The following is a 12,870-nucleotide window of genomic DNA, read 5'->3' as shown; positions in this document are numbered from 1 at the left end:
AGGATCTAAAGGAGCTCGCGGAACACGTTCCATCCGTTTCCAATAGGCCCGTAAGGACCGTAGAGGCCTGTAGTGGCGGCGCCGGTGGAGTACGTGACGAGGTCGCCGTTGCCGTTGATGGCGACAAGATTGTTGTACTTCTGGTGAGCGAAACTGCCAAGGCCCGCCACATCCAGGAACTCATTCCAGCCACCACCCATGAAGGCCTGGGCGCCCCAGCCGCCCTGGCCGTTGGCTGAGTAGAGCTGGAGGCCGCCGTTGATGTCCCGGCCGAAGACCTCCACGGTGCCGTCACCGTTCATGTCGCCCCCGGGGATGATCTTGTTCATGACCTGCCAGCCCCAACCCACCTTGGACGGGGTGAGCCAGCCACCGTTGCCGTCGCCGGGGTAGAGGAACAGCTCGCCGGCCGGGTTTCTTGCCAGGACGTCGTTGGTGCCGTCGCCAGTGAAATCCCCGGGACCCACGATCGAGTCGAAAATGTTCCACCCTGCACCAACCTGACGGGTGGGGAGCCAGCCGCCGTTGCCGTCGCCGGGATACAGGAACAACTGACCTGACGCGTTCCGCGCCAAGAGGTCGTTGAACCCGTCGCCGTCAAAATCTCCGGGGGAGAAGACGATGTTGAACATGTTCCAGCCGGCACCCACCTGCCGGGGTTCATCCCAGGAGCCGAAGTAGACCGGGCAAGGGCCCTCGCACATGCCTTTGTAATAGGTGTACGTGCGCGGATACAGGACCAGCCTGCCGTCATGGGTGCGGGCGAGAGGTTCAAAATTGCCGCGCCCGGTCCAGCCCATGGCGCGGCTGGAGGCCTTGATGGGTGTGGTCTCGGCGCTGACTTGCGTTCCAGTGGGGCAGCCTTGTTCACCAGGAGTGAGCGGGTAGACCCTCAAGGAGATGCGGCTGCCCTGGTCTTCAGGGAGGACACGCAGAGTTTCACCCTGACGCTCCGCCGGGAGTGGTTCGCCGTCCCTTAACCACTCCAAGGTGATGGCATCACCGGAGCCATCCGGGTTCCGGCAGCCCCAGTAGTCGTAGTTGTACTGCCGCCTCATCTCGGAGCCCACATAAGGGACGCCGTCGATGAACGGCGTCGGCTGTGATGCCGCAGTGGCCGGACCGGCGGCGACTAGCCCTGAGCCCAGTAGTCCCATTGCGAGTGCGGTGGTGGCGGCGCTCGTGAATAAGCGCGCCCTAAAGATCCCCATGTTTCCCCCCGGAAAGTATCGCGTGGTTGCCGCGTGGTGTGTGCTGAGGGTACCGCACTTCCGACCACCGAGTCAGGGGGTGGCGGTCACGGGGTGGTGGTTAGGGGGTGGCGGTCACGGCTTGGCGGGAGCCACCATGAAGACATCAACGGGGTCCTCGGATTCCAGCACGAAGCCATGGCGTTCATACAGGCGACGGGCCGGGCTTCCCTGCAACACGTCCAGACGGAACGGGCGCTCGTCCACCGTTGCCGACATCACGTGGCGAAGCACGGCACTGCCCAGCCCTTTGCCCTGATGCGCCGGAGCCACATAGAAATGTTCAATCCACCGGCTGTCCGGCTCGGGGCGGATAGCGATCACGCCCGCGTCAACGCCGTCCGAATGGATGATGTACGTGTGCTCGGGCTGGAAGCCTTTCAGAAAGCGCTCGCGGACCCTCACTGGATCAAAGCGCTGCAGCCGTTCGAGATCCGGGCGCATCACCACGGCGCGCAGTTCGGCAATCCAGGAAGCGTCGGTGGCAACGGTGGGGCGGAGGACGAAGTCAACGGACATGGGTTCAAGCCTATGTCCACCCCCATATCGTTTTGTTCAGGACGCCTTGGCCAGGTACTCGGCCAATGCATCACGCATGATGGCTGAGGGCTTTCTCTGCTCAGCAGCGGCGCGGGCCACCAGTTGTGCGTCCATTTCCTCCGGAAGCCGGAGGGAACGAGACGGCGAGGTGCCCCGGGCACTCAATGACGGCTTTCCAACGGCGCGTCGTACAGCTTCCGCTGAACCCAGCGCAGCCTCAAGAATCGATCGTCCAGCTTCGGGACCGCTAGCCTTCGTGATGTGAGCATCAGGTCCGATGTCCGCTATCTCAGCCCAGTCGGCGAGACCCGCGTAGCGGTCCTCCTCTTTTGCTTCCATTCCAGCGTCACTCATAGCGCACTGCCCCTTTCTGCAATATCAAGAATCTTACGTCTGGCTTCCATGACGTGAAAGACAAAGATGTCGTCTGGCGGTGTAATAGAAGCCATCACCTCTAAGGTCATCCGGTTGTCCCTACTGGGTCCGATAAAAAGATCAGGCCTGGTGGTTGTGTCCACGCGAGGCTCATCAAATTGTTGGATGCGGTAGGTGTAATTGAGGATTGCGTTCAGGGCATCTTCCCGCGTTACGCCATGTTTACCTGAGCTGCTAGCCCATCTAATCCCCATGGATTATTGTCACACAATAATGGTTAATATTGCAAGACAATACAAGTGGATGCTGGAACCGGCAGGACGTCGCGCGCCCACGCGAACCATAGGATGACATGGACGAAAGGTGCAGCCAGGATGGTCACACGTGAAGAGGTAGAAGCAGCGTACTCAAGGACGGCAGGTTGGGTTCGCCATACTCCGCTGGCTGAGAGCGGCGACCAAGAGGCCTATCAGCTGTGGTTCAAATGCGAGTACATGCAGCACACTGGATCCTTCAAGGCACGCGGCGCCTTCAACAGGCTCCTCACGGCGCAGGAAAGCGGCGAGCTAAACCCGGAGGTGGGCATCGTGGTGGCGTCCGGTGGCAATGCCGGCTTGGCCAATGCCTACGCCGCGGCCAGGATGGGGGTCCCGGCGACTGTATTCGTCCCGGAGTCTGCTCCGGCAAACAAAGTGCACAAGCTCTACGCGATTGGTGCCACTGTGGTCCAGGGCGGCGCGGAGTATGCGGACGCTTATGCCGCTGCGATCCGTTACGCGGAGGAAAAGGGCGCGGTCTACTGCCACGCTTATGATCAGCCCGAGATCGTAGCCGGTGCCGGTGGCGTTGGGCTTGAGCTCCTGGATGAACTGCCCGACGTCGACACCATTCTTGTTGCTGTAGGCGGCGGCGGGTTAATGGGTGGCATTGCTGCGGCCGCCGAGGGCAGGGCGCAGGTGGTGGGCGTCGAACCCGAGACAGTCCCCACGCTGCACACCGCGTTGGCCCAAGGTGAGCCGGTGGATGTGGCCGTGTCCGGAATCGCTGCGGACTCCCTTGGCGCCCGGCGGATTGGCGAAATCGGCTTTGGAGTGGCCCGGCGTACCGGTGTCCGGAGCGTCCTCGTCAGCGATGAAGACATTGTGACCGCCCGCAGGGCTCTCTGGGAAAATTACAGGATCGTGGTGGAGCACGGTGCAGCAGCGGCCTACGCGGCCTTGCTCTCAGGCGCCTACGCTCCACGGGCGGGCGAAACCGTTGCAGTGATCCTCTGCGGAGCCAACACCGATCCCGCCCACTTCTAACCGCACCCAACTGAGTAACAGCAGCACACAAAGAATCCCCGCCGGTTGATGTCCGGCGGGGATTCGTCGTCGGCAGGTGGCCCTGCCATAGCGGTTCCTACTTCTTGGGCAGGCCTGCCGGGTTCAGCTCGGACGCAGGAATCGCCTCGGATGAGAGGCCCCAACGGTCCAGGATCTTCGCGTAGCTTCCGTCCTTGATGAGGGTGTTCAGTGCAGCCTGGGCAGCCACAGCAAGGCCGTTGCCCTTCTGGGTGGTGAAAGCAATCTCAGCCTTCAGCGGCCAACCGCCTTCCAGCGTGCCCACTTCCTTGGTCTTGCCATCCTTCGCAGCTTTGTAAGCCGCGGATGCGTTGGGTCCGAACGTCAGGTCCGCACGGCCCGACTGGAGGGCCAGCTGGGAGGCGGAGTCGTCGTCGTAATACTGGAACTCAACCGGCTTCAAGCCGTTCTTCTTGTTCTCCTCGTCCCAGCGCACCAGGATGGCTTCCTGGTTGGTGCCCGAGCCAACGATGATTCGCTTGCCGGCAACATCCTTGGCTTCCTTGATGGGGGCGATGTCCGAGTCATTCTTGGCGTAGAAGCCCAACAGGTCATTGCGGTACGTGGCGAAGTCGAACTTCTCCTTACGCGCTTCAGTGACCGTGACATTGGAGAGAACGGCCTCGTACTTGCCGGATTCAACACCCAACGGCCAGTCTGCCCACGCCACCGGGAGCACTTCGACCTGCAGGCCCAGGCTCTCGCCCACCGCGTAGGCAATGTCCACTTCGCTGCCAATCAGCGTTTTGTTGTCCGTGGCGAAGGTGCTCAGCGGGGGAGTGCCGCCGGTGGTCACCACGGTCAGCTTGCCGTCGGCCTTGATGGCATCGGGAACCAGGGCAGCCGCGGCAGAGTCCACCGTCACCTTGATGCGGTCCTGCTGCGGGGTCAGGTTGAACTCTTTGGTGGAGGAGTTGGAAGAAACGTTCGACGCCGGGGCGCTCGGACCCGTAGCGGCGGTCGCCCCAGGATCGGAGCAGGCAGCCAGCCCCAGTATCGCCGTAGCGGCCAGCGCCGCGGTGGCCCCGGTCTTGAGAGCAAAGCGTGCCATGTGTTTCTCCTTGGGTTTCCCTGATCATCACGACAGGGAGGTCTGATGCGTACTTGTGGCTGCAACTATCCGGCAGCTTCCGGGAGCGGGTCAAAGCGTTCTGAAACGCTGGGATACAGGGGTTCACGGCAGTTAATCGGGCGTCGAAATGGGTCACAAAACACGGGCCAGGACACCGCGCGACGCAACTCACAGAAATAAGCCGGGGGCCGTCGTCGTTGTCCATAGAGTGCCCGGCAATCAACCGTGCGGGCACCACAACGTACCGAAAGGCTTTCCTGTGACTGTTCCTCTTTCCATCCTCGACCTGGCAACCATCGGGAAGGGCCAGACGGTGGCGGAGAGCTTGGCGGGCAGTGTTGCCATGGCGCAGAAAGCCGAAGAGGTTGGGTACCGCCGTGTTTGGTACGCCGAGCACCACAACATGTCTGCGATTGCCTCCTCCGCTACCAGCGTGCTGATCGCTCACGTCGCCGCCCACACCAACACCATCCGCCTCGGGGCCGGTGGTGTGATGCTGCCCAACCACTCGCCGCTGACCATCGCTGAGCAGTTCGGCACGCTGGAAACACTGCACCCGGGGCGAATCGACCTCGGACTGGGCCGTGCCCCCGGCAGCGACCAGAACACCATGCGCGCGTTGCGTAGGGACCATACTTCCTCGGACCGCTTCCCGCAGGACGTGTTGGAACTGCAGGGCTACCTCACCGGTCCCACCCGCATTCAAGGTGTTGAAGCGACGCCGGGCAAGGGCACCAACGTGCCGCTGTACATCCTGGGATCCTCGCTGTTCGGCGCCCAGCTGGCAGCCCAGTTGGGTCTTCCGTACGCGTTCGCTTCACACTTTGCCCCCGCCGCGCTTCAGGACGCTGTTGCCGTTTACCGCCGCGAATTCAAGCCCTCGGATCAGTTGTCCGAGCCGTACGTGATCGCCGGCGTGAACGTTACTGCCGCGGACTCCAACGCCGAGGCACAGGCCATCCACCTCGCTGTGAAGCGCGCCCGCGTCTCACTGTTCTTCGGTGGCGGCCGCGAGTTCACCGACGACGAAGCTGACATGGTGCTTGATTCCCCGCAAGGCCAGCACATTGCCCAAATGATGAAGTTCTCCGCTGTGGGAACCAAAGATGTGGTGCGTGACTACCTCGACGAGTTTGCGGCATTCGCTGATGCTGATGAACTGATCGTGGCCCACCAGAGCATCGGCACCGAAGAGCGCCTGCGGTCGGTGGAACTTGTGGCTGAGGTCGCGGGGCTTGTGGCCGCGTAGGCTGACTCCGCTAGCCCACATGCCCCGCGAATTCGGGAGCAGTGGGATGGCGATCAGCCCACGGAAGTGTGGATTCCACGGCCGCCCCGAGGTGGAAAACGGTGGCGTCATCAAATGGGTGTCCCACAATCTGCACTCCTGTGGGAATACCGCAGTCAGCCATTCCACTGGGAATGGCCAGGACCGGGCAACGGTTGGCGATATTGAACGGTGCCGTCATGTGTGCCTGCCAATAATGGCTGAGGTGCTGGCCGTTGACGTCGATTCCGTTGAGATAGTGGGCGTCTGCGTCCAAAGCCGGAGTAGCCGACGCAGGACACAGCAGCGCATCGAACCCGGTCATGGCCTCTGCCAGCTGTCCCTGCAGGAGGGTTTCGGCCCTGAGCCCGTCCACAAAACGGTTTTCTTCGGCGGCCGCGCGGGCATCAGACATAAAACGCCTGGTGTAAGCGGCGAGCTGGGGCTCAGTCCCGGCCGTGTCGTCCTCCATGGCGGGACCCAGCAGGTATCCGAAATGCGTGAACATGGTTTTGCTGATCTTCTGGACGGTCCACGGGAGGGCGATCTCTTCCACCACGGCCCCCGCCGCCGTGAGGGCTTGCGCCACTCGCCGCGTGTTGGCCTCAACATCGGGAGCTACGGGGTAATCGCCCAAGCGTATGCACAGCGCAACCCGTAAACCGGCCACAAATGCAGGATCGGGAGTTATGGACGCCGCGTCCGCCACAGTGGTGTGATCGCCGGGGTGTCGCCCGGACATGATATTCGCCAGCAACGCAGTATCTGCCACGGTACGTGCCATGGGGCCATCGCCGCGGTAGTGGTCCGCTGACAAAGGGGCTAATCCCGGGATCCTTCCGTAGGGAGCCTTATAGCCCACGGTTCCTGTGAACGACGCCGGCAGCCGGGTTGATCCCGCAATGTCTGATGCCGTGGCCAGGGGTGCGAAGCCTGCAGCCAATGCCGCACCGGAACCTCCCGAAGACCCGCCGGGGGAGAACCGCAGATTCCAGGGGTTTCGGGTGACACCCCAGAGCGGGCTGTGCGTCACCGTTGCGCAGCTCAATTCCGGGGTGGTGGTCCGGGCATGAATGATTCCGCCGGCGCGTTGAATTCTCTCGATCACAGGATGGTCCGCCGCTGCAACGGTGTCCCTCCGCGCCACCAGGCCTTGGGAGAGTGTGCGCCCTTGAATCCCGTGCTTTTCTTTTGCAGCCACCGGCAACCCCAGAAGGGGAGTGATATCGCGTCCGCGGGCGTACCGCGTGGCGGCTTTTTGCGCAGCCGGCAGAGCGTCGTCGAAGAGCGTCTCCGTCAACGCATTGATGCCGCCGTTCACTTCCTCGATGCGGCTGATCAGCGATTGCAGGAGCTCCACAGGGGAAAGCTCACGGCGTCGGAACAAGCTCAGGGCAGTACTGGCGTCCAAGTAGTGCAATTCGGTCACGCCAATTCTCCCTGCACCAGAGCCCGGGTAACACCCGTCAGCATCTCCACGCCGGTCACCATATCCTCGTCCGTGGTGAATTCGCGCTCGCAGTGGGATACACCGTCCACACTAGGTACAAACAGCATCACCGAGGGAACAGCAGTGTTCATGGCCACGGAATCATGCCCGGCCATGGTCTGGATGCGGCGGGAAGACAGCCCAAGGTTGGCAGCGACCTTGGCGGAGAGCTCCAGTCCGGCTTCCGGAAACCGGCGGATGGGGCGGATATCGAAGTCTTTGACGTTGACCTTGATGTCATGCTCAGCGGCCAGCTCCTGGATATCTGCCAGTAACTTGGCCCGGGCCGATTTCACGATGTCCGGTTCACCGGATCTCAGGTCCGCCACCAAGTGCACACGACGTGCCACGACGATTGGCGAGTTGGGCTCCAGCGTCAGTTGGCCCACGGAGGAGACCAGGGCCTCTTCTGCGAATTCCTTGGTGACCTGGTGGACCATCAGGATGATTTTCGATGCAGCTACCAGCGCATCGTGGCGGTCAGCCATGGCCGTTGCACCGGTGTGGGACTGTTCGCCCAGCACTTCAATATCCAACTTCTGCGTGTACCAGCTGCTATCAACGAGCCCGATGCTGATCCCTTCCCGCTCCAGGATCCGGCCCTGCTCGATGTGGATTTCTGCGTACCCCGCCGCTTTCGGTCCCGTATCTGTGCCGAGGTAGCCGATGCCTTCCAAGGCTTCACGGACTGAGACGCCTTGGAGATCTTTCACGGACAGCATCTCTTCGCGGTCAAACAGCCCCGTGAAAACAGAGCTTCCCATGACCGAAGGTGCGAACCTGCCGCCTTCCTCGTTGAACCAGTTGACCACGGCCAGGTTGAAGCGGGGCGCGTCGCCGGTGGTCTTGACGTCCAGGTCGATGGCCCGGGCAGCATGCAGAGCGGCAATGACGCCATAGGCGCCGTCAAACCGCCCACCCAGGGGTTGGCTGTCCAGGTGGGAACCGATCAGGATGAAGGGCGCCCCGGGCGTCCACTCAACCAGCCCGAACATATTGCCGATGCCGTCTACCTGAAGCTGCCATCCGGCGTCGTGAATCCACTGCCCAAACCAGGCGCGGGTTTCGGCATCTTCCGGCGTTGCAGCCTGGCGGTCTACGCCGTTGTTGGCTGTGGCACCGATGGTGGCCACGTGGTGGAAGTCCTGAAGAAAAGCTGAGGAAGTCATGGAGGTCCTTAGGGTGCTGTGGAATGCGGTGGGTGCGGTGTGCGTCAGCCCATTCGGCCGCGGGTCTCGGGCACCTTGGTGAAGAGGATCAGGAGAAGCACGACGGCGGCAGCTGCCGCCATGTAGAGGCCCGGCGCGTGCGGTACTCCAGTAGCGCCTACCAAAGCCGTGCCGATGAGTGGAGCGGTGCCGCCGAAGATCGCATAGGCGCCGTTATAACTAACCGCGGCCGAGGTGAAGCGTGTTTTTGTGGTGAAGATCTCGACGAAGAACGTGTAGCAGCCGCCGCCGTAGATGCACAGTGCCACCACGAAGATGGACTGGCCGAGCAATGCCAGGGGCAGGCTGCCGCTGGTAACGAGCATGAAGCTCGGTATGGACAGCAAAGCCAAGGCAGCGGAACCAGCAATCAACATTGGCTTGCGGCCGAAACGATCCCCGATTCGTCCGCCGATCGGCAGGAGTACGGCATACAGTGCCAGTGCTGCGGCGTTGACCATCAGCGACTGCTCGCGGCTGAGCTTTCCTGTGGTTTGGACATATGAAACGAAGTAGGCAGAGAGGAAGTAGAACCCCATGGCTGTCAGGCCCATGACGAAGATGACCTGCACCATGCGGAGCTTGTTTTCGCGGAAAGCCTCGCGGATGGGGCTGAATTCCTTGGTCTGACCGGATTGTGCCTCTTTGAAGACATCGCTTTCTTCGGTACGGCTGCGAATCCACACTCCAAACAAGGCAAGGGGGAGGGCCAGCAGGAACGGAAGGCGCCATCCCCATTCCATGAATGCTGAGTTGGGCATGGACTGGCTGAGGATCAGGATCATGGAACCTGCCACCACAGAGGGCAGCGCTGTTGCCGCGATGGTGATGTTGAGCCAGAAGCCACGTTTGCTCACGGGCGCGTGTTCGAACACGAAGGACGGGGCGCCAACAGATTCGCCACCCGCGGAGAATCCTTGGATAAGCCGGCAGAGCACCAGGAGGGCCGGTGCCCAAGCTCCGATTTGAGCGTAGGTGGGGAGCAGTCCCATGAGGGCAGTGGCTCCGCCGATCGCTATGAGGGTGATGGTGAGGACGCGCCGCCGACCGATCCGATCACCCAGTGCACCGAAGAACAGGCCGCCGAGGGGGCGGACCACGAAAGCCACGCCGAACGTCGCGAACGTAGCGAGCATGGCTGTCAGCGGGTTGCTGCCCGGGAAGAAGAGTTGGGAGAACACCACAGCTGTGAGGCCGTAGAGGGTGAAGTCGTAGAATTCGATGAACTGACCGACGCTGCCGCCTGCCAGAACACGCTTCTGCATGGTTGTGGACTTGTCACTGGTGGAGGGCGCCGAGGCCGCTGGATCTTTGGCCGATTCGTGTGCGGCGAGCTTGTTGAGGGTCATGACTGCCACGCTAGGTTGCTCAGGTTTCCTGTTGCCGATTCAGTGTTTCGGCTATGGGAAATGATGTGGGCGATTATTGCCTGGTTATTGCTGACGGGGCCATGCGGGGAAACCGCGCGGACATTTTCGACGCTGTTCTGCACCATCGAATCTCCTCTGATCAGGATGGCAAACCGGGGTCCGGCCAAGGCGACTTTCCTGCAGTGGCGGGGACCTGGGGGTCTTCCGCGCTGATGTCGATGCCGGACTTGTTCAACCATCGGTGACCCGCGTCACATCTGTCCAATTGATTGTTTTTGATTCTGCGATCGATTTATTTGATAGAAGCTGGAGCGAAACCTAGTCGCGCGCAGCTCCGTACAAGGTCAGGCAGGTCTCTTCGAAAGCGAGGACGCGCTTGGTGGCCTGGACACCCTCGGGCCTGACCAGCATCACCTCGATCGGGGGAAACGCATCCGTTAATGCCAACGGGACCACCTTGCCGCCCGAGTAGGTCACGTCGCTGTGCAGGCGCTGGTTGAGGATGGCATAGCCGTGACCCTTGGCAACAAACGAGCGGACCGTCTCGTAGCCGGCAAATCGATGGCGGACATTCTGGACTACCCCTGCTGTGGCATACAACTGCTCGTAGTACTCCCGGCTGTGCGGGAGGTCCAACACCACGGAAGGCTCGCCGTCGAGCTCTTTCAGGGCAATTTCGCGTTCCGGGCGCCCCGCCGCCGGATGACCCTGGTGGACCAGGATGTGCGGCGGAACCCGCTCCACCACCTTGTAGGCGAACCCCTTGCCAAGACCCAGCCCGTAAGTGAGGGCAACATCGCAGCGGCCATCCATCAGCGCGTCCTGCAACGTGGCCAGGTCCGCCTCCAGAATGGAAACTTCGACGCCGGGATGCCGGGTTTCGAAGGTCTGCAGGATGGCGGGAAGACGGAAAGGCGCCAAGGGGGCAAAAACGCCCACTTTCAACTCACCTACCAGCGTGGTGGAAAGTCCCCGCGCCGACTCATACAGCGAATCTGCCTGCTCCAGGAAGGACTTGATGTCCTGGGCGAATTGGCGGCCGCTCTGCGTCAACCGCAAACCGCGGGACTTGTGGCGCACGAATAACTGCGTAGCCAGGCTTGCTTCCAGCTGAGCCATGGCAGCCGACAGGGCAGACTGCGTCACCATGAGCCGCTGGGCGGCAGCTGTCATGTTCTCGAGTTCGGCCACCACGGCGAAGTACCGAAGTTGCGTCAGGGTGAAGGGCTTGGCCATCTGTCCATGGTGCCATCAACAGCGAGACGTCACTGCCCCCGGATGAGGTGTGCCAGGAGCGCCACGTGCAGTGAGGTCCGCGATTCCGCGTCCTCCAAATCCACCCCCAGCAGATCCTCGAGTTTCCTGAGCCTGGCGTAAAGAGTGGGCCGGCTCAGGTAGCCACTGCGTGCCATGGCGGCCTTGTTGCCACCGGATCCGAGGTACCGTCCCAGCAGGTCCAGGTATTCGCCTTTGCCTTCGGCATCCGCTCGGAGGACGGCGGACAACTCCGACTCCACGAACTGCTGAACGCGGGGATCCTTGCGCAAGAGAGCCAGCAGCCCGCGGAGGCGCACGTCCGTAGCCCGGAAGTAGGGCTTGCCCGTATCCCGGAGCGTGGCGGCGCTTTCGGCCACATGCGCTGCTTCGTCGATGCCCGCTGCGGCCTCCAAGAGCGTTGGCTGCAGACGGCCAACTCCGATGATCCAGCCGGGGGGTGTGGCCTCAGCCGGACCGGCGGCTGCCTCCGAGAGGATGTGGAGCGTCGGTTCCTCCTGCTGCCGGGCGGGGAGGGAAAGGATCATTCCTACTGAACCGGACTGGATGCTTGCCGCCAACGCTGTGCCGGCGCTGGACTTCAATGCTTTGGCCAGCCTCTCCAAGAGTTCGCGCTCGTCCTGCTGGCCGGCGAAGGGGTCGCCGGAAAGGATGGGCGAACCCCATGCTGTGAGGGCAGTCCTGAATACGAGCGGCACATAGTAGGAGGATCGCTTCAACCCCAAGGAACCGGCGCGTGCCAATGCTTCTGCTTCGCTGAGCCCACGGGGTTGGCGGAGTGCGTTCAGGAGTCCGGCTTGCGCATGGTGGCTGAGCTCGCGCTGATCGCGTTCCGCCAATCGGTTGATGGCCAGGGTCTGGGCCGCCCGTTCCAGAACCATGATGGCCATGTCCTGATCAGCGTCCAAATCGGCGGGTGGCATAGGCACTACCAACCTGCCCCACACTTGTTGCCGTACTCCCACTGCCGCCTGGAGCCACTGTTCCGGTCCGGATCGTGCGGTGTGGGCAGGGAAGGGGGTGGTCCGGGATCGCCGCTCCCAGTCGTTCAGAAGATCCGTGGTGGATACGCGCTGCCCGGCATAGGCAAGAACCAGGTGTGAGAGGTCCTCCAGCACTACCGATGCACCGATCATGGAGGCCGCTTGCTCCACCACACGTTGGGTGTCGGCACTTTCCAAGCTCAGCACGGTGAAGGCCTCATGGACGTCGCGGGCACGTTCCACACGCTCCAGTTGTTCAGCCACGATCATCCTGTGCACAATCTCCGTGACCTGGACAAAGCGCACCCGACGCTCCACCACAACCACGGGCATGGAGGCGGAGCGGGCCGCTTTCTCCAGGGCCCTGCGGCTGCGGGGGCGCTGGCCAATGAGTTCCACAATCAGTCCGGCCGCTCCGGCGGCCTCCAGCGAAGAGATGAACGACGCCGACTCTTCCGGGGACTTCTCCAACTCCAGTCCTGTGGTCAGCACCAATTCCCCGCCGGACAGCAGGCCGCCGACGTCGAGAATTTCGCTGACGTGCACCCAGCGAACGGGCTCCTCCAAGCGGTCAGTACCGCCAAGAACGGTGGGTACGGCGGCCCGCAACACGGGAAGCTCAAGGACGGCGCGAACAGTGGGCAGCATTTACACAGTGTAAGGCTCTCAAGGAATTCTCTTACACATAGGCCCTACTG

11 protein-coding genes are annotated in these 12,870 nt (G+C 62.2%); 2 read left to right on the top strand and 9 right to left on the bottom strand.

Annotated features, from left to right (window positions below):
• Positions 1-5 precede the first annotated feature (5 nt).
• From MOD31_RS10360 to MOD31_RS10350, 3 genes are all read right to left on the bottom strand, one after another.
• Positions 6-1,211 (bottom strand): VCBS repeat-containing protein, encoded by a 1,206-nt coding sequence (locus MOD31_RS10360; protein ID WP_250820524.1) that lies wholly within the window; start codon positions 1,209-1,211, stop codon positions 6-8.
• Between the two features lie 114 nt (positions 1,212-1,325).
• On the bottom strand, positions 1,326-1,769 hold the full coding sequence (locus MOD31_RS10355; protein WP_250820523.1) for a GNAT family N-acetyltransferase: 444 nt from the start codon (positions 1,767-1,769) through the stop codon (positions 1,326-1,328).
• Positions 1,770-1,805: 36 nt separating this feature from the next.
• Positions 1,806-2,144, bottom strand: a complete 339-nt coding sequence (locus tag MOD31_RS10350; RefSeq protein ID WP_166842153.1) for a ribbon-helix-helix protein, CopG family — start codon at positions 2,142-2,144, stop codon at positions 1,806-1,808.
• Positions 2,145-2,539: 395 nt separating this feature from the next.
• Between MOD31_RS10350 and MOD31_RS10345 the strand changes: the two genes are divergently transcribed.
• Positions 2,540-3,469, top strand: coding sequence for a threonine/serine dehydratase (locus MOD31_RS10345; protein ID WP_166842154.1), 930 nt, complete (start codon positions 2,540-2,542; stop codon positions 3,467-3,469).
• Positions 3,470-3,566: 97 nt separating this feature from the next.
• On the opposite strand, the gene MOD31_RS10340 is transcribed toward MOD31_RS10345, so the two are convergent.
• Positions 3,567-4,559 (bottom strand): ABC transporter substrate-binding protein, encoded by a 993-nt coding sequence (locus MOD31_RS10340; RefSeq protein ID WP_250820522.1) that lies wholly within the window; start codon positions 4,557-4,559, stop codon positions 3,567-3,569.
• Between the two features lie 280 nt (positions 4,560-4,839).
• Here MOD31_RS10340 and MOD31_RS10335 point away from each other — a divergent pair, with 280 nt between their 5' ends.
• Positions 4,840-5,829 (top strand): LLM class flavin-dependent oxidoreductase, encoded by a 990-nt coding sequence (locus MOD31_RS10335; protein ID WP_142937697.1) that lies wholly within the window; start codon positions 4,840-4,842, stop codon positions 5,827-5,829.
• Between the two features lie 10 nt (positions 5,830-5,839).
• Here the strand turns inward: MOD31_RS10335 and MOD31_RS10330 are convergent, their stop codons facing one another.
• From MOD31_RS10330 to MOD31_RS10310, 5 genes are all read right to left on the bottom strand, one after another.
• On the bottom strand, positions 5,840-7,276 hold the full coding sequence (locus MOD31_RS10330; RefSeq protein ID WP_250820521.1) for an amidase: 1,437 nt from the start codon (positions 7,274-7,276) through the stop codon (positions 5,840-5,842).
• Entirely contained in the window at positions 7,273-8,505 is a 1,233-nt protein-coding gene (locus MOD31_RS10325; RefSeq protein ID WP_250820520.1) for a M20 family metallo-hydrolase, read from the bottom strand. The genes MOD31_RS10330 and MOD31_RS10325 overlap by 4 nt, the downstream gene beginning before the upstream one ends.
• Positions 8,506-8,549: 44 nt before the next feature.
• A complete protein-coding gene (locus tag MOD31_RS10320) occupies positions 8,550-9,893 on the bottom strand; it encodes an MFS transporter (protein ID WP_142937700.1) in 1,344 nt (447 codons plus the stop codon).
• A gap of 339 nt (positions 9,894-10,232) precedes the next feature.
• A complete protein-coding gene (locus MOD31_RS10315; RefSeq protein WP_166842158.1) occupies positions 10,233-11,150 on the bottom strand; it encodes a LysR family transcriptional regulator in 918 nt (305 codons plus the stop codon).
• 29 nt (positions 11,151-11,179) lie between these two features.
• A complete protein-coding gene (locus MOD31_RS10310) occupies positions 11,180-12,820 on the bottom strand; it encodes a PucR family transcriptional regulator ligand-binding domain-containing protein (RefSeq protein ID WP_250820519.1) in 1,641 nt (546 codons plus the stop codon).
• Positions 12,821-12,870 lie beyond the last annotated feature (50 nt).

The sequence above is a fragment of the Paenarthrobacter sp. TYUT067 genome (assembly GCF_023656375.1).
Taxonomy (GTDB): Bacteria; Actinomycetota; Actinomycetes; order Actinomycetales; family Micrococcaceae; genus Arthrobacter.
Note: the sequence above shows the minus strand (reverse complement) of the source record. Positions and strands in the feature narration are given on the sequence as shown.

What these genes read in the sequence shown, in the direction of transcription:
- MOD31_RS10360 (WP_250820524.1), bottom strand. Translation starts at nt 1,211, where the DNA reads ATGGGGATCTTTAGGGCGCGCTTATTCACGAGCGCCGCCACCACCGCA.
- MOD31_RS10350 (WP_166842153.1), bottom strand. Translation starts at nt 2,144, where the DNA reads ATGAGTGACGCTGGAATGGAAGCAAAAGAGGAGGACCGCTACGCGGGT.
- MOD31_RS10355 (WP_250820523.1), bottom strand. Translation starts at nt 1,769, where the DNA reads ATGTCCGTTGACTTCGTCCTCCGCCCCACCGTTGCCACCGACGCTTCC.
- MOD31_RS10315 (WP_166842158.1), bottom strand. Translation starts at nt 11,150, where the DNA reads ATGGCCAAGCCCTTCACCCTGACGCAACTTCGGTACTTCGCCGTGGTG.
- MOD31_RS10310 (WP_250820519.1), bottom strand. Translation starts at nt 12,820, where the DNA reads ATGCTGCCCACTGTTCGCGCCGTCCTTGAGCTTCCCGTGTTGCGGGCC.
- MOD31_RS10325 (WP_250820520.1), bottom strand. Translation starts at nt 8,505, where the DNA reads ATGACTTCCTCAGCTTTTCTTCAGGACTTCCACCACGTGGCCACCATC.
- MOD31_RS10345 (WP_166842154.1), top strand. Translation starts at nt 2,540, where the DNA reads ATGGTCACACGTGAAGAGGTAGAAGCAGCGTACTCAAGGACGGCAGGT.
- MOD31_RS10320 (WP_142937700.1), bottom strand. Translation starts at nt 9,893, where the DNA reads ATGACCCTCAACAAGCTCGCCGCACACGAATCGGCCAAAGATCCAGCG.
- MOD31_RS10340 (WP_250820522.1), bottom strand. Translation starts at nt 4,559, where the DNA reads ATGGCACGCTTTGCTCTCAAGACCGGGGCCACCGCGGCGCTGGCCGCT.